The organism is Anaerohalosphaera lusitana (genome assembly GCF_002007645.1).
GTDB classification, from domain to species: Bacteria; Planctomycetota; Phycisphaerae; order Sedimentisphaerales; family Anaerohalosphaeraceae; genus Anaerohalosphaera; species Anaerohalosphaera lusitana.
The window spans coordinates 1,374,185-1,398,573 of record NZ_CP019791.1; the positions used below are offsets into that span (position 1 = coordinate 1,374,185).

The window sequence follows — 24,389 nt, forward strand, 5'->3', positions numbered from 1 at the left end:
CTGACTTGAAATGTTCGTTTGAGAGCGTGGGATGACATGCATTGAAGATTGTGCAGACTCAGAATACCCGGCGTGCATTTTTAGGTGCAATTGGCATAATCGGGCAGATCAAGCGTGCGAGGGATAATTCTCATGAGCAGTGAAAAGCCATTCAATGATCTTGTGCCAAAGGATTTTGCGGCCAATCTGGCTTTTCGTCGCGAGAGGATTTGGCTGGGATGGAGCGATGAGAAGGCGGCACAGGAAAGATCCGCAAACGTGAGCCCTATTATTTGTTTGCTTTTAAGTCAGGATTCTCATCGAAACTGCATAGGGCTCTGTCCCGTTTGATTTTTGTAATATCTCGCAAAGTGTTCCCTGTCAGTGGACTCCAGTTCGGCGGCAATCTGTGATATGGATTGCGTACTATTTCGCAGCTTCTTTTGAATGAGTTCGATCCTCAGCCTTTCAATTTCGTCTTTAATTGTTTTGTTCAGGGCGGCTTTAAATCGCTTTTCCAGCTCTCTTCTCGAAAGGCATGTGGCATTGAGCACATGGGGTATCTGGGAGCCCGGTATAAGTTCTCTCTGTGTGCCGTTGATTGGATTTAGAAGTTGTTCATGCTGCATATACATGGGTCGCGAACATGCTGACTGAATTCCAGCTGTTCTCACATCAAACGCACGGCCAACGCCGTCCATACTGATCGCTATGCTGTTCTTGGTCAACACATCCGTAAGCGCCTCAGAGGTTAACTGTTTGGCCTGCTCGGTATTGAATATATCCGGTCGACTGTGGTCGCTTCTTGCGCGATCCTTGCAGCGATCGTTGTGTCCTATATGTATTTCCGTGGTTAAACTGATTCGCCGGAAGGGAGTGAACACAGCGGTAAAGAAACTATGAAAGCCAGATACTCGGGGACGAATATGTTATACTCGTCCCCGTTAGGTGCTCGTCGCAGTGACGGCACAAAATTTATTCACGTAAATTTTAAGGAGTATCTGGCATGGAAACTATTTTAGCAATCGACCTGGGCAAGAACAAGAGCGTATTCTGCCAAATGGACCGAGCCTCTTTGAAAACTAAATACCGCACCGTCCGCACCCGGCCCGAACTGTTCCACGACATCTTCGCAGAGCTCAACGCAAACAGCTCGATCGTCCTGTTCGAGTCGGGCAATCAGGCCGGCTGGCTGGCCGACATGCTCCGAGCGATGCAGCTTCCCTTCAAGGTCGCAGCCTGGAAATGGACCAACAATCCCGTCAAGAGCGACAAGAAAGACGCCAAACGCCTGGCGGTCATGTACCACCACGGCTTCTTCCCGGAGGTCCACGTTCCCGTCAAGAAGGTCCGCCAGAAACGCTCGCTGATCAACTACCGTCAAAAACTCGTCACCCGCATGACACAGATCAAAAACAGCATCCGCGCGATTATGTGCAGCATGGCCATCGACCTGCCCGCGGGCAGAAACTGCTGGACCAAAAAACATCTTGAAACAATATCACAGCATGCCTCGCCGCTGAAACAGATTGATGACCCCTGCCAGCTCTGGCGAGGCCAGCTCCACGCTGAACTGCAGCAGTATAAGATCGTTCAGCAGCAGCTCGACCGCGTTACCGCCAAGCTTGATGCACTCGGCAAGAAAGATCCCGCAACCATTTTAATTAGCAATGCCCCAGGCATAGGCCCGCGCACCGCAGAAGCAGTTAGTGCGGTGATTGACGATCCTCACCGATTCAAAAATGCCCGCCACGTCTCCAGCTACGTCGGCTTCACACCCCGGCGGTATCAATCCGGCGAAATGGACCGCACCGGACGGATCAGCAAACACGGCAATCCTCTACTGCGAATGCTGCTGGTCCAGGCCAGTTGGGCATCACTGCAGTATGCCTGGGCCAGAGAGATATACGACCGCGTCTGCCGGGGCAGCGCCAAGCGTCGAAAGATAGCAATAATAGCGGTGGCCCGCCATATGCTGATACGGTGCTGGGCCATGCTTCGAGACAACAAACCATGGCGGCATGATCGCTGCAAAGTGGCACGAGTGTAACAATGAGCTTCATTTTTATTTTTCACCCCGGCTGGGGATGAGGGCAAAAAACAAAAATGAATTAACGATAATATAAAAAGCTGCAATATGATCGAGATCGAATAACGTCGAGCCTGACTGACCCTTTGGGCGTTTCACAAGCCCGCAATTAAGAATAGGCCGACCACCGCAAAAGTTAAATAGGACTGCGAGTTAAATCATAAAAAACGATCGCAGCAACCTGAATAGGAGTATGAGACGACCGATCATAAAACAGCCAAAGGAAACTCTGCGCAGTATGAAAATACAAATACCTTAAAAACAAAAAAAACACCCTTGACAAATCTGGCTTCATAGGAAGGGTCTGTAATTAGAGGAGAAGGTTAGAAGGATATGGTCAGTCAGCATACCGCTCGTGGATTGCTGATAAATAAATATTGTTGTCCTGTAAAGTTGCTGGAACCTGTAATGCATAATTACCTAATTTTTCTTTTTTTGAGGTGACAAAGACGGATTTTTGCAATTAGCAGGTTGAGGACGTGAAAAATTAGGGAAAAGGTACACGTGGAAAATCGTTTCGACAAGTCTCACGATGTGAACAAGTTATTTATGGGGTATGTATTGTCATCCCAAAAAGACATCTATGTGTACATACTAAGCCTTGTGATTTGTAAGGAGGATGCTGACGACATTCTTCAAGACACTCTGGCTTTGATGTGGAGTAAATTTGATGAGTTTGAGCCGGGAACCAATTTTGTTGGATGGGGAAAAACGATCGCCCGGTATAAAGTCATGGATTTTCTGCGGAAAAATAAAAGGTCGAGGCTTCATTATGACTCAGATGTGCTCAAGATTATTGAGGCAAAAGTGCCCGAATCCGACGTTTTCTCAGATCGGAAGGATGCGATGCAAAATTGTCTTAAAAAGCTTCCAGACAAAGATATAGATGTCTTAAAGATGAGATATAGCCACGGTATGACTTTCAAACAAATGGCACTGAAATTCGGAATTTCTAAGCAAAGTGCTTATCGAAAGGTAAGTCGAATTCACGCTCTTCTTGTTAAGTGTATTAACCAGGTTCTTTCTTCAGGTCCATCGTATGGAAGCTAAAGATAAAATGCTGTTTGAGATCAGTGCTCTGGCTTTAAAAGCATCTGATAATTCGGTAACAAGTGCAGAGTTTGATCGATTGCAATATCTGTTAAAGACAGATCCCCTTGCTGTCAAATATTATCTGGACTTCATGTACACATTTGCTTCGATGGACGAAATAAAAGGTATCGCTCCCGATAAAAACCAGCAAGAGTGTAACAAATTGTTGTTGGAATTAGCTGAGTACGAGAATACCGCTGAAGAAGTTGAAATTCCTGCAGAAAAGCCTTCGCGTGAGTTGATTCAAAAAGTTGTTTATCCTGCACCCGAAAAACGACAATTCAGTAAGTTCCAGATTATTACACTAGTGATGAGTGCGGCTGCGATGCTTTTTGTTTTTCTGTTTCCCCGGGTTGCCCCTGAGAAGGTGGACGTTATTGAAGTGGCTACCCTTGTCGATCAGATGAACGCCGAATGGACTAAGTCCGATTTTAATAAAGGTGATAGTCTCTGGACAAATAAGGGCCCCTTGAAATTAAAGAAGGGGCTGGCAAAAATAGCATTCAACAGCGGTGTTGAGACGGTTCTCGAGGGGCCGGCAGAAATTGAGTTCAAGGGCGAGCAGAAAATAGCACTTCTCAGCGGCAAGATTTTTGCGACGGTTCCGTCTTCGGCAGTAGGCTTTACTGTACAGACCCCCGGTGCGCATATTGTCGATTATGGCACAGAGTTCGGTGTGATGATCGACTCGGCAGGTAATACCGAAGCACACGTGTACAAAGGTCAGGTGGAGCTGCGACCAGGTGCTGATCCTCTGGTTTTTGAGAATGCCACGAGGCTGACTGCCGGGCTCGCTGCTCAGTACGATCCACTATCTGACACAACGACAGCAATCCCTGTAAGGTCTTACACATTTGCCCGTCAGGTTGTTTCTTCCAGCAATTTTGTGTGGCGAGGCGAGCCGGTCGATCTAGCGGATATCATCGGACACGGAAATGGATTCGGCACTGGGAAAATTGAAGTTGGCGTTGATCCGATCACTGGCAAGCTGATAAACGAATTCGAAATGGTTGGCAATTCTGGAAAAGGTGGCTATGCGGATGTTGCCGAAAGCAAAATGATTGATGGCGTATTCATTCCGAATGCATCCTGGGGGCCTGTTAAAGTTTCATCTATGGGCCACCTGTTCAATGATGCTCCGGCAACTACTGGCCGCTACTGGGGAGCAATTTTTAACGGAGCTGTGCATGGGGTAGACGATTCATCTCGTCATAATCTGGTGCTGAATGGGGTTGACTACGGTCGAGTTGAAAGTCCGTCTGCATTCAGTCTGCATGCAAATCTTGGCATTACTTTCGATCTTGATGCTATCCGCGAGAATGTGCCCGGGACCGAGCTGAAATCGCTTACTGCAGAATGCGGTATTTCCAGCACTGTCTCTGATGTCTTCGGTTATGAGTCACAGGCTGACTTTTTCGTTCTTATAGACGGTCAGGCCAGGTACACAAGAAAGGGAGCAACTCCTGAACAGGGCGGCGAAAAAATTGAGATAGATATTCGCCCTAACGACCGTTTTTTGACGTTCGTTGTGACCGATGCTGGTGAAATACCCCGGGACTGGGCGATTTTTGTAAAGCCGTTTTTACACTTCAACATAAATTGAATCAATTTGACGAATGTAACTTATGAAATTGCTGCGGTAGAATAGCCGCAAGCTTAATGCTTTTGGTATTTTTTAAGAAAGGGTGAATGATGAAAAAGTTACTATTATTTGTGATTGCATGTGCAATTGTACCGGGTCTGGCGGCAGCGGATGTCATCAGCATACCAGATGCTCTGGACCAGACGGGGACGTATGGCGTTGCCAACGATTTTGAGGGCGATTTAGAAATCTCGGGCACTTATTATCTTGTTGGGACGATGACTGTTACCAATACAGGTGCCTATGCTTACAGTTACAACACGCCCGCTATCGGCGGTGTCCAGTTTGGTCAGGCCTGGAACTCTGCAAATTGGGCTATCGTTGGCGGCGGTAAAACTGTTTCAGATGTTCCCATACCCGAGGCGACTCCCACTCTGCTGGTTCTCAAGGTCAATACCACTCAAGGTACTTCTGATCTGTTTATTAATCCTGACCTGGACGGCTTGGAACCTACGGATCCAGCGGATCCGAATCATATTACCAGGGCCGTCGGTGGTGTTGCTACCGGTGTCGGCTTTGCAGGCGATGCTACTTCCGGAACTAACGACCTGGTCGTGGACTACGAGGGATTTGAAGTTTACTATAATGGTGAAACGCCTTTTGGTATGTCTGTCACTCAGCAGCCGCAAGATGCGCTGGCCTTTTCCGATGAGCCTGTCTCGTTCAGTGTAGAGGTTGCAAGCAGCTCAACAGTGAGCTACCAATGGAAGATAGACGACGGCGATGGCGATACCAGCAATGATCTCGATGTGGAAGGTGCTACGGATGCAACGCTGAGCTTTGCGACCGCGGCCGGCAACTGGGGTACTTATTACTGTGAAGTCACCAGCGATGGCGGTTTTACCTTATTGAGTGATTCGGCTACTCTGGCGATTAAGGAAGAAGTTTGTCATTGGGCCTTTGAAGGTGACCTGACTGATGGCACAGGCAATGGCTATGATGGTACAGCCTACTACGAAGCTGACACAGTAATTGATCCAAACTATGTAACTGGTATCGATGGTCAGGCACTGGATGCTGATACGATCCTCGTGGAACATGATCTAAGCGAACAGCAAAGCTGGCAGGAATTCACAGTGAACTTATGGGTCAAGTCTGATACGGATACGCAGACTAGTTACGCTGGAATTTTCAACAACGGCAAAGCTGCTGGTGACGATTTCCAGATTGGCTGTGGTACTACTGTTTATCGTTTTAATGGTTCCGTAGCGGTCAACGATATGGCTCCGTTGAGCACGACCGAATGGACCATGCTTACGGTGACTTGTGATGCCGCAGGCACTAAGGTATATGCCGATGGTTCGTACGTTGGAGAAAACGGTTCAAGGCGGGTTGATTTCGGCAGGTTTGCTGTTGGTGCAAACCGTGGTGACGGTCTCTTCTTCGATGGTGCTATAGACGATCTTCGGATATTCAACTATGCAAAAACTGCGGAAGAAGTGGCTACGGATTACTATGCAATAACCGGCGAGGCTGTTTGTACTGACAGACCAGCCTGGGATGTTGCCGGTCCGAATGGTGAACCTGATTGCGTGGTCGACCTCCTTGATCTCGCATCGTTTGCAACAGAATGGATGGACTGCGGTCTGACACCTGCCGAAGCATGTTCTCTGTAATTAGAGTTTTTGAAGTCACAGGTGAGGGCCCGGTTCTGGCCGGGCCTTTCACTTCTTTAATTGGTTAAAGTAATTGTTTGGGTGCAAGCAGTTTCATTTCGCAGTTACAGATTGTGTGCTGTACGATGTGCGAATGCCTTGAATTGTGTGCGAAATAGGATTAAATATGTTCACCTGCAAACTATTTGTCAAAACGTTTGTACTTGTTCTGGTTTTTGTTAGCTTTGGTGCCTATGCATCAGCTGCGCAGACGACGCTGCAGGGTACGGACGGACAATTTATAGTGACCTTTGATTCTTCGGATAACTCTTGCCGCTTGCTTTCCATAAAAAATGCGGCCAGCCAGCGCGAATACATTGTCCCCCAAAACAGACTCTGGAGTCTGACCCTGAAACACACCTCGGGCGAGACGGTTACGATCGACAGCGCTGAATGCGATGCACGGATTGGTATATCCGAATCGCGCACAAAAGGGGAGATCCTTTGGGAATTGGGGCAGACCCTCGAGCGGGAAATGTCGGAACAACTGCTAGAAGACGGCGATGCGGTTGGAAGGGAAGACATGGAGGTCATTTGCCGCGCAGAGGTGGACCAAGAGGGTTGCTACCTCGATCTCGAAGTTGACAATACTTCGCAAAATTGGTCGCTACATGATGTCGTTTTCCCCTATGTCAATCTCGGACAGCTCGGCGAAAGCCTTGATGATGATTACATACTTACACCCGAAACCAGTGGGCGAGTCACCCCGAAACCGCTGCTTTCAGGTTTGCAACTCCGACATTGGGGGAAAACGGTGGATTATCTGCCTTACCCCTCGGCAGGCGCTCCTTTTCAGGCTTTTGCCTACTGGGACAAGACTGGTGGCATCTATCTCTCTCCCGAAGATCCTCACGGAAGCACGAAGTTTCTTGGCGCATCTAGTGCTGCGGGCGGCGATTCGGTCGAAATAAAAGTCAAATGGGCGGTTCCGGATGCGACAATCCCAGGCAACGACTTCAAGCAACCCGGGGGGTTCCGCATGCAGTTTTTCGAGGGGGACTGGTTCGACGCGGCCCAAATCTACAAAGAATGGGTATTTTCCGACACCGTCTGGAATCCGGATTTAGAAGCGCGCAGCAGCTGGCTAGACAACAATCACCTCTGGCTCAATGCCCGCGGTACACCGGACGAGATCGTGGACCCGATAAAGGAGTTTGCGGATTTTATGGATATGCCCCTGGCCGTGCATTGGTATATGTGGCATCAGATACTCTGGGATCAGAAGTACCCCGATTATTTCCCCGCCGAGCCCGGTTTCGCCGCGGCAATTGACGAATTGCAGGCTAGAAATATTAAGATTGTACCGTATATCAACGGCAGGGTTTGGGACACCGGTTTGAATGATTTCGAGAGTGAAGCCCTGCCGGCCGCAGCAAAGACGGTTGATCAGAACTTCGTGTCGGCTACTTTCGGAACCCCTTCCCTCTTCGCTGTAATGTGCCCGACAACTCCCACTTGGCAGAACAAGATGAATGAGATTATTCTGAGGCTGGCCGGACCGGAGTTCGGTGTCGACGGGGTCTATCTAGATATGCTGGCAGCGGCACCGCCCGCACAGTGTTTCGACCCCTCCCACAGCCATCCGCTGGGCGGCGGTTCCTGGTGGATAGAAGAGGGCTATCGCCCGATGTTGCAGATGATTAGAGAAGAATTAAGTTCGCGCAATCTGGAAAATACCATCCTCGCGACCGAATCCCTCTCGGAACCGTATGTGGGCCTTATGGGTGGATATCTCACGTGGGACCTCACCTATCAGAATATGGTTCCGTTTTTCCATGCCGTCTACGGAGGCAGCGCCCATATGTTCGGAAGAAGATATGGCGGCACTGATCAGACCGCCCACCGCATTAAGATAGCCCAGGCGCTGGTATTCGGCGAACAGCTGGGGTGGTGCTTTCCGAATTTCATTGAGCAGGATGCGGCGACTTATATGAAGAAAGCCGCCCATATACGCCAAGAGTTATCATTCTTTGTAGGCAGAGGTCAGATGCTGAGGCCGCCCGAAATTACCGGCGACATCCCACTACTGACCGCCGACTGGAGCTGGCTCAACCAGGACTGGCCGATTACGGCCAGCGCCATTCAAAGAGGTGCCTGGAGCAATGAACAAGGCGATGCCGCCTTCATATTCGCGAACGCGTCCGATAGAGAGATAGATTTCCTGTGGCACTGCGATCTGGCAGAGTATGGTTTGGACAAAGGCGGGGTTTCCGTGTCAAAATTGGGCTCGGACAGAATAGTCGAGTTCTCCGGCGATAAATTCAGTGAAAACATCCGTATCTCCCCGCGGGAAATACGGGTGTATATCTCCAGGAAAGCAGATGCAATTCATGCTTACTGGCCTTTAGATGAAACAACTGGCACGACCGCACAGGATGTTGCTTACAATGCCAACGGAACACTTAACGGGGGACTGGATTTCGCAAATGACAGCGTAACCGGCAAATATGATTCAGCCCTCAACTTCGATGGTGTTGATGATTACATCGCATTAGGTACTGATCCCGCACTGTCTGGTACTTTTGGATTTTCTATTTCTGCCTGGATAAAGACCACCGCATCTGGTGTTATTATTCAGCAGAGAGATGGCAGTGTAGGCGGGTATAATGGTCAATATATAGTCAGAGTTAACTCTGACGGGACTGCTGGTTTTGTGGTTTATAACGATGGCTATCAATTAAACTTTGCCAGTACACAAAAGGTTAATGACGGCAATTGGCATCACATTGTGGCCGTTCGCCAAGGCAACGATGGTTATATTTATGTTGATGCGGGTGCACCGGCAACAGACAGCGGACCAGTAAAATCTCTGAATGCAAATCTCGCAGTCTCGATAGGTGTGGATATAAGGGATTCTGTCGGCTATTTCGATGGTGTTATCGATGATGTTAAAATTTACAATTATCCTATTACAGCGCAACGAATTACTGACATTTACACTGGGGATATACGGTCGGACCTTTTGAGTCCCAAAGACGGCAGCGCAGGTGTTACGAAAAGAATTTTGGAATGGCTGCATGTGCCCAATGCTGATAGTTATGATGTATATCTGGGAACGAGCTATACCGCTGTTGCTAACGCTACGCCTGGTTCAGCGGAATACCAGGGCAATACCAATTCAACTATTTACGATGCATCGTTTATACTGGATGGATCTACGGAATATTTCTGGAGAATCGATCCGGTAAACGCAGGCGGAGCACTATCTGGCAATGTCTGGGACTTTACCACCGACTCAACAGTCGAGCCATATAGAGAGGTCTGTCACTGGACTTTTGACGGCACTCTCGCTGATGCGACTGGTAACGGCTATGACGGTACAGCCTCCAAGAGTCCAGTTTATGTCGCTGGTGTCAGCGGCCAAGCGCTCAATGCTGATGAAATTACAGTGGAACACGTTCTTGCTCAGCAAGAGACCTGGCAGGAGTTCACGGTTACAGTGTGGGCTAAGTCCGACACACATACTCAGATGCCTTATGCTGCGGTATTTAATAACAACAGTGACGGAAACGATTTCCAGATTGATTGCGGCGAAGATACTTATCGTTATTATGCTTACGGGCTTGTTGACATGGCTGCGATTAGCATGAATGACTGGACGATGCTCACAGCGGCATGTGATGCCGATAGCGTTAAACTGTATACCAATGGTGAACTGGTTGCCCAGAGCAGTAATCGCGGGGTTGACTTCGGCAGGTTTGCAGTTGGCGTTAATCGTGGCGGAACTAACTTCTTTGATGGTGCTATAGACGATCTTCGGATATTCAACTATGCAAGAAGCGCAGAGGAAATTGCCACAGATTACTACGCCATAACTGGTGAAGCCATCTGTCTTGAAAGACCAAGTATGGACATTGCCGGTCCTAATGGTAAACCTGATTGCAAAGTTGACTTGCACGATTTTGCGTCCTTTGCAGCAGAATGGATGGATTGCGGCCTGAGTCCGCAAGAAGTATATGCTCTGTAATTAGAATTTTTGAAGTCACAGGTGAGGGCCCGGTTCTGGCCGGGCCTTTCACTTCTTTAATTGGTTAAAGTAATTGTTTGGGTGCAAGCAGTTTCATTTCGCAGTTACAGATTGTGTGCTGTACGATGTGCGAATGCCTTGAATTGTGTGCGAAATAGGAGTAAATATGTTTAACTGCAAAGTATTTGTCAAAACGTTTGTACTTGTTCTGTTTATGGCTTTCGGGGGTTACGCAACAGGTGCGGCTCCTGAAACACTGACCCAGCAAGTTAATCACAACGGCGGGACATTGACACTGAGAATGACAAAGGAAACAGTGAGGGGGCCGCAATTTAATGTGAAAGTCCAAAATGCCTCTGGTGCATACGGCGATTACACCGCCGGCGAAGTTCGAACTTATATGGGAACCGTTGATGAAGATCCTTCAGCTCTGGTAGCTGGTGTATTGAGCGACAACGGTCAGCTGAAAACGAAGATATATTTTGATCGCGGCCATACATTGTTTACAGAGGGTGCTGCGGTAACAGGTCATCGAGGAAGCGGGATACCAGCTTACTCTTTGCCCACTATGGCGACATTGGGTGCCGGCCGTGTAGGTGGTGATATGTACCGTTTCAATATCGGCATTGACGTGGCTTACTGGTTTTATAACAGACACAACGATGTGGGGAAATGTTTGGAGATGGTGGAATTCGCTGCTTGCCAACTGAAGGCAATGTATACGCAAAATGCCCTCCTTATGCCGGCTCTCAGCCTGGTGGTAATTCGAACTTCTGCAGAGGCATGCCCTTACGAGGGAGTATTTGGTAATACCCAGCTGGGAGTGATGAAAAATCAATGGAATAATGATCATTACGCCAACCTAGAAGGATACGAAGCCGCAGCTCTTGGTGTAGGGCAACTCGGTGGTGGCGTAGCTTGGGTTGGGCAGCTCTATCCATCTGATGCCCGATATTGTTTTAACGGTATTTCGGGCGACGGCAACTTCGATATTTTGGCGAGGCATGAATTAGGACACCTCTGGGGGGGGCTTGATAATCAGGCCGGCCGGCCTGAAGGTTCAACTATTATGTGCGGCAATTATTATGGCCGATTCTCAGGACCCGTACTAGAGAGAATTATTAATAATCGCAATAAGTACCAGAATGCTCATGTTAATATCGGGAAATATACAAATATTCAAATTCCTCCGTATGCTGCGCTCGACGTTATGGCTGAAGGAATCAGAGAGGGTAATAGCTGGCGTTTTGATGTGATGGCAAACGACCATGATGCTAATGCTGAGGCCATGTCTATATATAACTACGACAGCAGTTCAAACCTTGGCGGTACTGTAACTTTGTCCCAGGGTACAGGACCTGACGGGCGAGATGAACTGCTTTATTTTGCGCCCATTGGTAAAACCGGCACAGACAGTTTTCATTACACTATAGAGGATTCGTCGGGCAGTCGTGCTACTGGTGTTGTGGTAGCGAAAATAGTGGCTGGCGAAAAAATTCATGCTTACTGGCCTTTAGATGAAATGACTGGCACGACTGCTCAGGATATTGCTTACAATGCCAACGGAACACTTAACGGGGGACTGGATTTCGCAAATGACAGCGTAACCGGCAAATATGATTCAGCCCTCAACTTCGATGGTGTTGATGATTACATCGCATTAGGTACTGATCCCGCACTGTCTGGTACTTTTGGATTTTCTATTTCTGCCTGGGTAAAGACCACCGCATCTGGTGTTATTATTCAGCAGAGAGATGGCAGTGTAGGCGGGTATAATGGTCAATATATAGTCAGAGTCAACTCTGACGGGACTGCTGGTTTTGTGGTTTATAACGATGGCTATCAATTAAACTTTGCCAGTACACAAAAGGTTAATGACGGCAATTGGCATCACATTGTGGCCGTTCGCCAAGGCAACGATGGTTATATTTATGTTGATGCGGGTGCACCGGCAACAGACAGCGGACCAGTAAAATCTCTGAATGCAAATCTCGCAGTCTCGATAGGTGTGGATATAAGGGATTCTGTCGGCTATTTCGATGGTGTTATCGATGATGTTAAAATTTACAATTATCCTATTACAGCGCAACGAATTACTGACATTTACACTGGGGATATACGGTCGGACCTTTTGAGTCCCAAAGACGGCAGCGCAGGTGTTACGAAAAGAATTTTGGAATGGCTGCATGTGCCCAATGCTGATAGTTATGATGTATATCTGGGAACGAGCTATACCGCTGTTGCTAACGCTACGCCTGGTTCAGCGGAATACCAGGGCAATACCAATTCAACTATTTACGATGCATCGTTTATACTGGATGGATCTACGGAATATTTCTGGAGAATCGATCCGGTAAACGCAGGCGGAGCACTACCTGGCAATGTCTGGGACTTTACCACCGACTCAACAGTCGAGCCATATAGAGAGGTCTGTCACTGGACTTTTGACGGCACTCTCGCTGATGCGACTGGTAACGGCTATGACGGTACAGCCTCCAAGAGTCCAGTTTATGTCGCTGGTGTCAGCGGCCAAGCGCTCAATGCTGATGAAATTACAGTGGAACACGTTCTTGCTCAGCAAGAGACCTGGCAGGAGTTCACGGTTACAGTGTGGGCTAAGTCCGACACACATACTCAGATGCCTTATGCTGCGGTATTTAATAACAACAGTGACGGAAACGATTTCCAGATTGATTGCGGCGAAGATACTTATCGTTATTATGCTTACGGGCTTGTTGACATGGCTGCGATTAGCATGAATGACTGGACGATGCTCACAGCGGCATGTGATGCCGATAGCGTTAAACTGTATACCAATGGTGAACTGGTTGCCCAGAGCAGTAATCGCGGGGTTGACTTCGGCAGGTTTGCAGTTGGCGTTAATCGTGGCGGAACTAACTTCTTTGATGGTGCTATAGACGATCTTCGGATATTCAACTATGCAAGAAGCGCAGAGGAAATTGCCACAGATTACTACGCCATAACTGGTGAAGCCATCTGTCTTGAAAGACCAAGTATGGACATTGCCGGTCCTAATGGTAAACCTGACTGCAAAGTTGACTTGCACGATTTTGCGTCCTTTGCAGCAGAATGGATGGATTGCGGCCTGAGTCCGCAAGAAGTATGTCCACAATAATTGACAATCTTCACCGCTGAGATGAGGGTCGGAATCTTGGCCCTTATCTCAGCTGATATTTGTTGGTTGCTGACGAATTTAGACGTGTCTTCAAGCAACAGAGGCGGGGACTGGCGAAAGCCGGTCTATAAAAAAAACAAAGGGGATTGAAATGAGAAAAAAAGGATTTACGTTAATCGAACTGCTTGTAGTGATAGCAATTATAGCACTGCTCATGGCTATCATGCTGCCTGCTTTGGGTATGGTTAAGGAAAAAGCCCGGACCGTACTTTGCGCCAGCAATCAAAAGCAGACAGGTCTAATTTTGTTCACGTATGCCACGGATAATGAGCAAGAAATACCCGAGCCTGTTATGTGGGAAAGAGTTTCACAGGGGAGCGGGTGGACAACTTGGGGAGATCGAATGTTCTACGAATTTAACTACATGGATATGACAGAGCAATTGTATTGTCCTTCTACAAAGGTCCCTCCAGAATGTACAAAGAAGTGGGATCCAGATCTTACTCCAGAAGATTTTTGGAATGCAGGTCACTTCGAATGGAGTGGCTTGAGGACTTTTGGATTACGTGTTCCGGTTTTTGACCAAGCTACAGACACTCCCATCCGCTTAAATCAGATAAAGCGGCCTTCAAATCATTATCTTCTTACTGACTGTAGCCATGAAATAGAGGGGGGGCAGATGATAGCAAGCGAAAAATATCAGTATTACCTTTTCGATTATTATCATTCATTCTTTATGCTGCACTCTGCCGGAGCAAATGTGCTTATGGCTGATGGCTCTGTATCGCGTAAGCGGGAAACAGAGATTGCCAGTGACATAAAACGCGGGGTCATAGGCCCATTCCTAAATGACCCTTTTATTTATCCCAGTGGCGAAACCAAACGCCTTGAAGATGTTTTGAACTAGATTGCAGGGGAACTGTCAACCCCCTCATTATGTTAAATATAGAAGCAAGGATGCGTATCATGAAAATTTGTAGTGTAAAGATTATTTTTTCACTTCTAGTAATTTGCTGTGTAAATCAGGTTTTGTGTGCCGCTTCTACATGGCAGGAGACTCGCGACATTATATACAAGCCGAATACTGGAAAACAATCTACCACTCTAAAGCCCAATGATTCAATCTCTTTTTCTGTTCCAAAGTCCAACTCCGACACTGCCGTTCGCCGGTTTCTTCGGGTTGTGGGCGGGGTTAAAATGCCGCCTCCTTTTCATGGACGCGGCGAAGGCAAATTTCGTGGTGCAGAGGTCCTTATTGACGACTGTCTGAACTCCGAAGTTACTAAAAATGAGTCGTATTCACTTTACTTTCAGGGCGATAACGACAAATTCGAACGCCAAGCCTATTACAGAATTACCAACGGAACACTTAAGCGCGGCAAGCTGACTGTCACTTTGCCTGTCATAAAAAAGAATGATCTGCAGAAAAGCCCTGAAGGCGATTTCGGCATAACGATCGAGCTGTTCAATAAAAAGCCAGGGCGCGCCCCGAATGACATCTACGATGAACCGGACAGGATTCTGCACATACCTGTGCCTGAGGGATCTTCTGATTATCAGCAGGTGAAGAAAACATTTGAATTGCCTGAAAATCTTTCCTGCGCCCTGCTTATAGTGGGCGGGACTGATTTCAGCGGCGAGTGCTGGGTTGAATCGCCAGTACTTGAGCAAGATGGGGAAAGAGTGTGCTCAATTCCCTTTACTAAACTTGCTGACAGAAAGGACAAAACCAATTACTGGGTTGGGGTCAATCTTGCTACGCGCAGCTGGCCCATGTGGAAACTGGAATCTGACGGAAAGACCGTATTCGAAGATCGCCGCTTTGACCGAGGATCAAATGTTGCCGACTTCTTTATCCCGCTTCCTGGTGATCTGACCGGTGAGGCGACTTTCGAGCTGACTCTACTGAAGGAATCGCATCGTGCCTCGTTTCCATATGAATTGCGGCAGGTGGAATTGATAGAGGAAACCGCTAGGGATTATGAAGTAATATCTGTTCCGAAGTTCGTGCGAAAACAGGGACCTTTCGGTATTCTGATAGAGACTAATAAGCCCGATATAGAGCTTAGTATCAAAAGTGACGGCGATGTGAAGCCCGGCAGTCAGGAAGTCCGCTTTGAGCAGCCGGGTCTTCATGTGGTGGAATTCCGTGCAGGAAAGGCAGGGGTGCCGATACAGTTTGAGTTTCACGATGGTCAGAGAGTTGAGAAGGCGGAGGTTGCTCAAGTTATAGCGAAGCCTTCTGAAGAGATCTACCTGTCAAGTGGTGATGAAATTTACCTGGACAAGGACTACGAACTTTACGACCATTTTTTCAAGTGGTATTTTGCCAATCGAATTGGGAACTGGTACCAGTTCCGCCCTTCATATCAGTGGAGCGGTTTTCGAATAGTGGATCCTTCATGGGTAAGGAATTACGTCCGTCTGCTGGAAGGTTTGAAAATGCCTTTCGCCTGGCAGGTGGAAGGGCGTAACTTGGCGAGCAGTCGGCTGAATCCCTCACTGAAGACTTTAATGTCACCAATGTTCCGAGGTAAACAGGCCCATGAAAACGATGGAGGTTACTATTATTGGCGACATTTCAGGTATAAGGGCCTGTCCTCCGATATAGCGGCTCGAAATCGGCCCTATGGTGGGATATTTGCAAAGCACAGGCCCATTTATACAGATCATAGCACGTTTGTTCACTATGATCCCGAAGGGGTCAAGGATATGGCAGACGGGGCCTTCCAGTTCGTCAATAATGTACGGTATTCAAAGGGCGAAAGTACTCGCCATACCGGTCCTTCGACGCTTTTCAGATATTTGTATCAGTCTGGATACGAATGGCTGGGAGCCGAACAAATGTACGGACCAGAGGAAGTGATTCTTTCTTCTTTGAGAGGAGCATCGCGAGCCTATAGCCGTCCTGATTATGGAACCTTACATGCGATGCAGTGGGGATCTCGCGATTTTACTAACCCCAAGCATGCTTTACGTTTTTACATGTCGCTGGCAGTAGCTTACATGCATGGATCCTCGCAAATGAACACGGAAGAGGCGCTTTGGGTCGATGAATATATGAACGACAGGTATTCAAAATCCGGCAAAGCGCACATTTTCGCTCAGCACCAGATGCTGGATTTTATCGAAACGCATACCCGCAGAGGCAGTCTGAATAGTCCAATCGCTGTCGTACAGGGACGAAATGATGCCTGGAAATGTTTTGGACGCCACAGCCTCTGGTCCCAAAGAGGCCAAAAATGGAAGTTTAACAAAGCCGCACAAAGCTGGGATCTTCTTAAAGTTTTTTATCCGGAAAACACTTTGAATGTGTGCGGCCCTAATGGATGGTTCACTTCCACTCCTTATGGGACGGTTGATATACTTCCCATCGAAGCCCCGTTGGACGTGATGAAAGAATACAAGACCATGATTTTTCTCGGGTGGAACACCTTTGATGAACATGAGTTTATGCGAATTCGCGATTTTGTTTTTGATGGGGGCACCTTGCTCCTGAGCGGGGCGCACCTTAACGTTGAACTGCAGCCTGATGCTCCAGTCAAATTCCCCGAGCAGGACGCTGTCATCCGCGAGCTCCTGGGGGAGAATTATCGCGATATAAGCGAAAAGACAACCCGCGAATTTGGTCTTGGTCAAGTAATATATTTCCCCGAAAAAGCTTATCCAGCCGAGAGCTCATTGCGGAAATCCTATGAGCAGACCATGCATGAACTGGCCAAGGCAGGTATTTCTGATGAAAAAGGAAAAGGCTGGGTTGAAAAGTCGCCTGGTATTGGATTTACAGTCTGGGACAGCGAGGTTCGTCGGACAATATATCTTCTTAACACGGACTGGAAAAGTGATCAGAAGACGAAAACGGCAAAAGTCACAATCAACGGTAAAAAGTTTCCTGTTGCCGTGCGGCAGTACCATGTTGAGGTAATACATTGTTTTGAAGATATTGCTGTAAAGGCTCTCTCGAATACCACAGATATTTTAGAGACAACAAAGAAAGACGATCAGTGGGTTATAAAGGTTCAAAATACTGAACCTGATAAAGTCCAGTTTATGGACAGTTCAACAGGAGAAGTACGAACAATAGACCTGGATGAAGCTGGCATTCACAATTTCGAGATTTCGGAAGATGAATAACTGCCCGCTTGGGGATCACGGATTCAAGGCTATCTCGAATTCTTTGGTAGTGAAGCACAGCTGCTTTTCGAGGGCTAGAAATGCGCTAGTCATTGAGCAAAGCGGAGGTGCTTTGCAGGTATACATGTGCAAAAAGTAAAACAATGTTCTTAGCAAATAGAGGAAGTATTGTTATGACAGAGCGGAATCGTTTCAACAGAAGGCAATTCCTAAAGACAACAGCGGGGGTGATCGGGGCGTTCACTATCGTACCGCGGCACGTACTTGGGGGCAACGGTCATGTGGCTCCGAGTGAGATGCTCAATCACGCGATTATCGGCTGCGGCGGTATCAGCAGTGCTCATCTGGGTTATATAGCTGAGGATCCGAGGCGCAAGCTGGTTGCGTTGTGTGATGTCGACTCGAATCGGCTCGCAGGCAAACTGGCGGGCGTCGACAAGGGCGTGAAGGGTTATGAGGATTTCCGGGATGTACTCGCTCGGCCCGACGTTGACGTTGTGCACGTTGCGACTCCGCCTCACTGGCACGGTTTGATGAGTGTTGCGGCTGCCGAGGCGGGCAAGGATATCTGGTGCGAAAAGCCGATGACGCGGACGATCTATGAGGGTCAGAAGGTCGTCGAGGCTGTTCAGCGGAACAACCGCATATTCAGGATCAATACGTGGTTCCGGTTCAAGGGCGGTTTTGCAGGCGGATACCACACTTATGACGGCAGCGGCGCAGAAGTACGGCCTACACGCAAGCTGGTCAAGAGCGGTCTGCTGGGTTGGCCCTTGAAGGTGACGATCGGCAGGGCGAGCGGTCTGAACTGGAAGCAGGATGTCTGGGTCGGTAAGACGGGTCTGGTGCCGCAGTCTGTGCCGGACAATCTCAACTATGATATGTGGCTCGGGCCGGCTCCGCGCAAGTATTATCATCCGCATCGTACGCACGGTTCGTTCCGCGGTTACTGGGATTACGACGGCGGCGGACTGGGTGATATGGGCCAGCACTACCTGGATCCTGTGCAGTTCATACTGGGCAAGGACAATACGAGTCCGCAGGAAGTTATCGTCGAGACACAGCAGCAGCATACGGACGCTGTTCTGCCGTGGCGGCGGGTGACATACAAGTATGCCGACGGCTGTGAGGTCATACTGGACGGCGACAACCGTGATGAGAATGCGGCCTTTATCGAGGGGCCGGGCGGTAAGCTGTATAAGAATTTCAAGTCGGACATTCCGAATATCAAGCAGAAAGTGGCTGAGATGCCTGACCTTGAGCCGGTCGTTACGGACTTTACCGAGGCGGTTCTAAATCGCAAGAAGTTCGCACTGAACGAGGTCAACGGGCACCGTTCGTGTACGATGGTGAACATGGCGAAGATCGCGGTAAGACTTGGCAGAAACCTGAAGTTCGATCCGGACAAGCAGATGTTCATCGGTGATGACGAGGCGAACCGTATGATGCGTCAGCCGATGCGTGCTCCGTGGGTGATATAGGATGCATCTTAGCGACTGGCTTATTTAAATTTGAGAATTACGACTGGATATAAAGGAAGGTAAGAATATGAGAACTCTGAAGATGTTATTTGGGATGATGGTTGTGCTCAGCGCGATCGCGGTCGGTCAGGCGGCTAATCCTGCAGTTGACAGGATCACTGAGCAGATGCCTGCGAACAGCTCTGCGATGAAGGACAGCCTGGCTGTGCAGCTTGTTGGTATGACTCCGGAATCGGTTGAGTATCTTGCGGGCAAGCTGACGCCTTACGATAAGGGTCGGCCCGAGGCGGAATACGGCATAAGCGCGATGACCGATTTTATACAGGATCAGAAGAAAGATGCCATTCGCGAAGACTATGCAATGCTGCTGGCTGATATGATCGATGATGTGCCGGACAAGCTGGGCAAGGCGTTTTTGATCGAGCAGCTTCAGCTCGTAGGCGATGAGGAAGTTGTCGATACGGTGGCGGGATATCTCAATGACAGTTTTCTGTGTGATTTTGCGACGAGGACGTTGCTGACTATAGGCGGCGATTCTGTTGAGGCAAAACTGCTGGCTGCTTTTGACACGGCGTATCCGGAGAACAAGCTTCACCTGATGCAGGGACTCGGCGAGATGCAGAGCATGGCGGGGGCGGACAAGATACAGCCTTATGCTGCGAGCAATAACTGGAAGATGCGCAAGGCGGCACTGCAGGCGCTGGCGAATATCGGCAAGACTTCTTCGCGTGGTGTTTTGAAGAATGCGGTCAATGTCGATGATGCGTACAAGAAGGCGGACAATGCTTCGCTGTATTTGCTGTTCGCGCGTCGTCAGGCTGAGCAGGGCAAGTATGACGCTTGTGCGAGAATCTGCAACGAAGTAGCGGGTATGTTCGGTGACGAGAGCCATCTCAGTTTCGCGGCGGCAGACAGTATGGCCACGGCAATCGGACTTGATAATGTCGATAAGATCAAGAACGTCAATCTTCGCGAAAAGACAGAGAAGCAGATCAGAGCGAGTCTCGGAGCGGATTTTGTCAAATCTGAGCACCTGGCACAAGAAAAAGATCATGTAATTAAGGATCTTTCCGAGGAAGAGAAGCAGCAGGGATTCGAACTGCTGTTCAATGGTGAGGATATGACCGGCTGGGTCGGCAATAAGGACAGTTATGGTGTCAAGGACGGTATTCTGTTCTGCCGTAAGGGTACGGGCAGGAATATTTATACCGAGGATACTTATGACGACTTTGTGATGCGGTTCGATTTCAGGCTGCAGCCCGGTACGAACAATGGGCTGGGTATCAGGTCGCCTGCGACAGGTGACGCAGCGTATGTTGGCATGGAACTTCAGATACTGGATAATACCGCTGAGAAGTACAGCAATCTCAAGCCTTACCAATATCACGGCTCAGTCTATGGCGTCATACCGGCCAAACGCGGTTATCTGAACCCGGTCGGCGAGTGGAACCGGCAGGAAGTTATCGCGGACGGGCACAATATCAAGGTGGTCCTTAACGGAGAGACGATCCTCGACGGTAATATCAAGAAAGCCTCAGAGGGCGGCACGATCGACGGCAAAGACCATCCGGGTTTGCTGAACGAGTCCGGCCATATCGGATTCCTCGGCCATGGTGACTTCGTAGAGTTCAAGAATATCCGCATCAAGGAACTGTAATTCATTGCTGGTTCTGGCTTCAGCTAGAGAAATAGAGCTAAATAGAATAGTAGCTGCTTCGATACCAACAGAAGTATAAAGTTGGGCTCAAACTTGCCTTGATAAGCTTCGTCAGAAAGTTCTTTTTGCCAGACTAAAAAGCGATAAGCGTTCAGCTTTTGCAAGCGGTTAGATTGTATGCTGCGCTGCAAGGATAGTGTTGAAGCGGAGTCAGCCTTTCTTATCTATTGGTATTGCTCTTTTTTGGAACGACTCATTCAATAGCCATCACTGGAGGAGCAAAAATTGCGATCTGCTTCGCAAAAGGCGGACCAGAACTACAGCTTAACGTGATGAAGGGTATTAAAATGAGACAAGAGTATCAATTAGAATATTTTTTTTCGTAAAATTAACAAATTTACACTCCAACTTTTGGAATTGACAGCATGTACACCCGTCATCATTGATTGCAGCTGTTTATCGGGAGAAGCGATTGGATAAGATGTACAACGAAAATTCATCTAATTCAAACAGAAATGCGGAGGTCTTTCTACGTCTTCTGATGGCTAACAGGCGTGCGATCTACTCATTTGTTCTTTCATTGGTGGGCAGTTGGTCAGATGCTGATGACGTGATGCAGGACACAGTTACGGTCATGTGGCGTAAGTATGCTGATTTTGAAGAAGGAACCAATTTTAGGGCCTGGGCAATGCAGATAGCGCGTTTTAAGGTTTTTGAACATCAGAGAAGTAAGAAGGAACGGACCGGATTTGATGTAGAGATACTCAAGGATCTTTCCTCTCAGTCTTTGCGAAATAGTGAAGATCTGGACCACCGCATTGAAATTCTGCAAGAATGCCTGGACAAACTTGCAAAGAAGGATCGCAGATTGCTCAAGCTGAGGTACGAGCAGGATTTCTCCATCAAGGAAGTCGCAAAGCAGACCCGCAGACCTTTTTATGGATTATATAAGGCTATGGCGCGGATACATACTTCACTGCTGTTATGCGTCAGGCGCGGGTTGAGGCTTGAGGGAGTTGAGGTGTAATGGAACGGAAAGACTTATATTGTCTCGTAGAGTTAGTGATGCTGAAGCTCGATGATAATCTCAACGAAGCAGGTTGTCGCGAGCTCAATAAGATGCTGCGCGAGCCGCAGGCCAGGCAGGCTTATCTTGAAGTCATGGATATTTGCGGAGTTCTTAAGCAAGATACTCGGGCCGATTCACATTTGAAGGATGACGCCGGGATTGATTTTGAACCCGCTGTTGACGGCTGGTGGGAGGCTCTTGCCAGGTACGAACGCACGGCTCCAATCGTCGAAACGCAATCATGTGAGCAGAAGAAAGCGCCCCAGCCTCCGGCAACATGCGTTTCAAATACTGAACGTACCATATCTAAACTGGCGATCTGGGTTGCCGGCGTATCTACGGCTGTTTTGATTGCATTAATGGCCCTCGTTTTCTTCGGTCCGGCTACGGACGAAAATGGCGAAATACTGGCAACTGTGCACAACCACTCGGGGCGGGCTTATGATACGAATGGCGACTCTTTGAGACTGGGCCAACAGTTGACGAAGGAATGGGTCAATCTCGAAGAGGGGTACCTAAATCTGGAAATGCAGTGCGGCGCTTCGGTTCTGGTGCAGGCTCCAGCGAGTTTTGAGCTTGAAGAGCCGAGCCAGCTCTTTTTGCACACCGGTCGGCTCAGTTCGATCGTGTCGAAAAAGGCGACAGGTTTTACAGTGCGAACGCGTAATGCCACGGTTGTAGATTACGGCACGGAATTTGGCGTCATTGCCTACGAAGACGGGGAGGCTGAGGCACATGTGTTTAAGGGAGAGGTTTCGCTCAGGGTAGGCTCTGATCCCCATGATTTTGAGAGATATATGAACCTTAAAGGAGGTCAGGCCGGTAAAACGGTTTCAGGCGGCAGGTCCCTGAAGAGTGTGAGGGCCCAGCCGAACCTTTTTGTTCGCAGTTTGCCGTTGGAGACGAGATTTGCTTTACCGGGCAGAAAGATCGATCTTGCGGACATTGTAGGTGGCGGCAACGGATTTGGAACCGGCCAGCAGGATATAGTTATTGACCCAGGCACGGGCGGACTGACTGGACAGTACAAATTTAAAAATAGAGAGCCATCCGTAGATTACAGTCCGGTGCCAGAGCTTTCGCTTGTTGATGGTGTTTTCGTGCCGGATGGGGGGACGGGTCCGGTCTTGGTCAGTCAGCAGGAGCATATTTTCGAAAACGCTCCGGACACCGGCGGCACTTACTTCCAGAATATTTCGAATGGCTTTGAGCTTGGAACCGAGGGCTACTATCAGAGGCGTGATATTGTCGCAGGCGTTAAATACGGAACGGAAAGTGAACCGGCGATCTCAATGCACTCAAATGCAGGTATAACGTTTGATCTGGACGCGATAAGACGTTCAGTGCCTGGTAAAAAACTAAGTCGATTCACCTCGCTTTATGGTATAGCTGGTTTGCCTCATGAGACAAAAGGAGCCCGTGCGGCTTTTTATGTTCTTGTTGATGGAGAGCAAAAGTTCAAGGCCGAAGGCAAGCATGAGGACCTGGCTAAAGGTAATATTTCGGTAGCATTAGAGGATGATGATCAGTTCCTGACACTCATTACCTGCGATGCAGACGGAAACAAAGGTAACGACTGGTGTGTTTTTGCTTTGCCGGCAATTGAATTGGAATGATCGGTCAGATATGGGCCCGATATTGAAAAGTTAATTGTATGGGCGTTGAGCCCGAAATTGTTTTTTTATTTTTGTTCCTTTTGGAGGGCATAACGATGAAAAAGTTTGTTGTTTCAATGGCAGTGGTTATTGTTGCATGTGCAGGCGCACAGGCAGGTATTGTTGAGCATCTCACATTCGATATTGACGGCACGGCGGCGACCGGCACTGATGCCGTTCTGGTAGGCGATGCCGCAGTCACGACCGGCGGCATGGGCATCAGCGGCGAAGCTCTGCAGCTCGACGGTGACGGCGACTTCGCAACCACGCCGGGCTTTAAGGGTATCGCCGGCGCGGATGCTCGTACGGTTTCGCTCTGGGTTAAGACCGCCGTCAATCAGGCTGACGGTACTTTCTTCCTCGGCTGGGGTGATACTGGATTCGGCAGCCGTGTACGCTACGATCTGGGGCTGCAGAAGGGTACAAGCGATCAGCTTCGCAACGAGCTAAACGCCGGCGCGATCACCAGCAACACAGGTACGACCATCACCGACGATGCATGGCACCACATCAGCTTGACTTTTGATGGTACCACCACAACGTTCTATGTTGACGGCCAGACTTACGGTACATCTACGACGTCAGTCAACACTACTACTACCGAGGACCTTGTAATAGGTACTGGTATTCGTCCGGCGACAGAGTTTAACGAGAATGCTCGCTGGACGAATGGCTTGATCGACGATGTTCAGATCTATGATGAAGCATTGACGGGCGACCAGGTCGCCACATTGTATGCGAATCCGGGTACGGTTGTTCCCGAGCCCGCAACCCTCGCAATCCTTGGAATTGGCGCACTGGCACTTGGACGTCGCAGAAAGTAACTGAAATTT

The 24,389-nt window shown here is 48.6% G+C and carries 14 protein-coding genes; 13 read left to right on the top strand and 1 reads right to left on the bottom strand.

Going from position 1 to position 24,389, the window contains the following annotated elements; translation table 11 throughout:
- Positions 1-296: 296 nt before the first annotated feature.
- Positions 297-680 (bottom strand): helix-turn-helix transcriptional regulator, encoded by a 384-nt coding sequence (locus STSP2_RS18040; protein WP_418202208.1) that lies wholly within the window; start codon positions 678-680, stop codon positions 297-299.
- A 305-nt stretch (positions 681-985) separates the two neighbouring features.
- Here STSP2_RS18040 and STSP2_RS05860 point away from each other — a divergent pair, with 305 nt between their 5' ends.
- The 13 genes from STSP2_RS05860 to STSP2_RS05920 all read left to right on the top strand — a co-directional run bounded on the left by STSP2_RS05860 (position 986) and on the right by STSP2_RS05920 (position 24,380).
- Positions 986-2,029: an IS110 family RNA-guided transposase gene (locus tag STSP2_RS05860; RefSeq protein ID WP_146660763.1), complete on the top strand. Its 1,044-nt coding sequence runs from the start codon at positions 986-988 to the stop codon at positions 2,027-2,029.
- A 543-nt stretch (positions 2,030-2,572) separates the two neighbouring features.
- Entirely contained in the window at positions 2,573-3,118 is a 546-nt protein-coding gene (locus STSP2_RS05865) for a sigma-70 family RNA polymerase sigma factor (RefSeq protein WP_146660764.1), read from the top strand.
- Positions 3,108-4,763, top strand: a complete 1,656-nt coding sequence (locus tag STSP2_RS05870; RefSeq protein ID WP_146660766.1) for a FecR domain-containing protein — start codon at positions 3,108-3,110, stop codon at positions 4,761-4,763. Before STSP2_RS05865 ends, STSP2_RS05870 begins: the two co-directional genes overlap by 11 nt.
- Positions 4,764-4,849: 86 nt before the next feature.
- On the top strand, positions 4,850-6,418 hold the full coding sequence (locus tag STSP2_RS05875; protein ID WP_146660768.1) for a LamG domain-containing protein: 1,569 nt from the start codon (positions 4,850-4,852) through the stop codon (positions 6,416-6,418).
- Positions 6,419-6,734: 316 nt separating this feature from the next.
- Complete coding sequence (locus STSP2_RS05880; RefSeq protein WP_169853022.1) at positions 6,735-10,424, top strand: DUF6259 domain-containing protein; 3,690 nt, start codon at positions 6,735-6,737, stop codon at positions 10,422-10,424.
- Positions 10,425-10,590: 166 nt separating this feature from the next.
- Complete coding sequence (locus tag STSP2_RS05885; protein WP_146660772.1) at positions 10,591-13,560, top strand: LamG domain-containing protein; 2,970 nt, start codon at positions 10,591-10,593, stop codon at positions 13,558-13,560.
- Positions 13,561-13,711: 151 nt separating this feature from the next.
- Positions 13,712-14,467, top strand: a complete 756-nt coding sequence (locus tag STSP2_RS17300) for a type II secretion system protein (RefSeq protein WP_169853023.1) — start codon at positions 13,712-13,714, stop codon at positions 14,465-14,467.
- 59 nt (positions 14,468-14,526) lie between these two features.
- Positions 14,527-17,694 carry a hypothetical protein gene (locus STSP2_RS05895; RefSeq protein ID WP_205848011.1) on the top strand — a complete coding sequence of 1,056 codons (3,168 nt, stop codon included), beginning with the start codon at positions 14,527-14,529 and terminating at the stop codon, positions 17,692-17,694.
- A gap of 173 nt (positions 17,695-17,867) precedes the next feature.
- Positions 17,868-19,175, top strand: a complete 1,308-nt coding sequence (locus STSP2_RS05900; RefSeq protein WP_146660775.1) for a Gfo/Idh/MocA family oxidoreductase — start codon at positions 17,868-17,870, stop codon at positions 19,173-19,175.
- Positions 19,176-19,242: 67 nt separating this feature from the next.
- Entirely contained in the window at positions 19,243-20,832 is a 1,590-nt protein-coding gene (locus STSP2_RS05905; RefSeq protein WP_146660777.1) for a DUF1080 domain-containing protein, read from the top strand.
- A gap of 481 nt (positions 20,833-21,313) precedes the next feature.
- Positions 21,314-21,859, top strand: coding sequence for a sigma-70 family RNA polymerase sigma factor (locus STSP2_RS05910; RefSeq protein ID WP_236782746.1), 546 nt, complete (start codon positions 21,314-21,316; stop codon positions 21,857-21,859).
- The gene (locus STSP2_RS05915) at positions 21,859-23,517 is read left to right on the top strand and encodes a FecR domain-containing protein (protein WP_146660781.1); all 1,659 of its coding nucleotides are present in this window, start codon (positions 21,859-21,861) and stop codon (positions 23,515-23,517) included. Before STSP2_RS05910 ends, STSP2_RS05915 begins: the two co-directional genes overlap by 1 nt.
- A gap of 95 nt (positions 23,518-23,612) precedes the next feature.
- A complete protein-coding gene (locus tag STSP2_RS05920; protein ID WP_169853024.1) occupies positions 23,613-24,380 on the top strand; it encodes a LamG-like jellyroll fold domain-containing protein in 768 nt (255 codons plus the stop codon).
- Positions 24,381-24,389: the final 9 nt, after the last annotated feature.

Excerpts from the sequence above, each read along its gene's own strand:
- STSP2_RS18040 (WP_418202208.1), bottom strand. The coding sequence starts at position 680 with ATGGACGGCGTTGGCCGTGCGTTTGATGTGAGAACAGCTGGAATTCAG.
- STSP2_RS05860 (WP_146660763.1), top strand. The coding sequence starts at position 986 with ATGGAAACTATTTTAGCAATCGACCTGGGCAAGAACAAGAGCGTATTC.
- STSP2_RS05870 (WP_146660766.1), top strand. The coding sequence starts at position 3,108 with ATGGAAGCTAAAGATAAAATGCTGTTTGAGATCAGTGCTCTGGCTTTA.
- STSP2_RS05875 (WP_146660768.1), top strand. The coding sequence starts at position 4,850 with ATGATGAAAAAGTTACTATTATTTGTGATTGCATGTGCAATTGTACCG.
- STSP2_RS05885 (WP_146660772.1), top strand. The coding sequence starts at position 10,591 with ATGTTTAACTGCAAAGTATTTGTCAAAACGTTTGTACTTGTTCTGTTT.
- STSP2_RS17300 (WP_169853023.1), top strand. The coding sequence starts at position 13,712 with ATGAGAAAAAAAGGATTTACGTTAATCGAACTGCTTGTAGTGATAGCA.
- STSP2_RS05895 (WP_205848011.1), top strand. The coding sequence starts at position 14,527 with ATGAAAATTTGTAGTGTAAAGATTATTTTTTCACTTCTAGTAATTTGC.
- STSP2_RS05900 (WP_146660775.1), top strand. The coding sequence starts at position 17,868 with ATGACAGAGCGGAATCGTTTCAACAGAAGGCAATTCCTAAAGACAACA.
- STSP2_RS05905 (WP_146660777.1), top strand. The coding sequence starts at position 19,243 with ATGAGAACTCTGAAGATGTTATTTGGGATGATGGTTGTGCTCAGCGCG.
- STSP2_RS05910 (WP_236782746.1), top strand. The coding sequence starts at position 21,314 with ATGTACAACGAAAATTCATCTAATTCAAACAGAAATGCGGAGGTCTTT.
- STSP2_RS05915 (WP_146660781.1), top strand. The coding sequence starts at position 21,859 with ATGGAACGGAAAGACTTATATTGTCTCGTAGAGTTAGTGATGCTGAAG.
- STSP2_RS05920 (WP_169853024.1), top strand. The coding sequence starts at position 23,613 with ATGAAAAAGTTTGTTGTTTCAATGGCAGTGGTTATTGTTGCATGTGCA.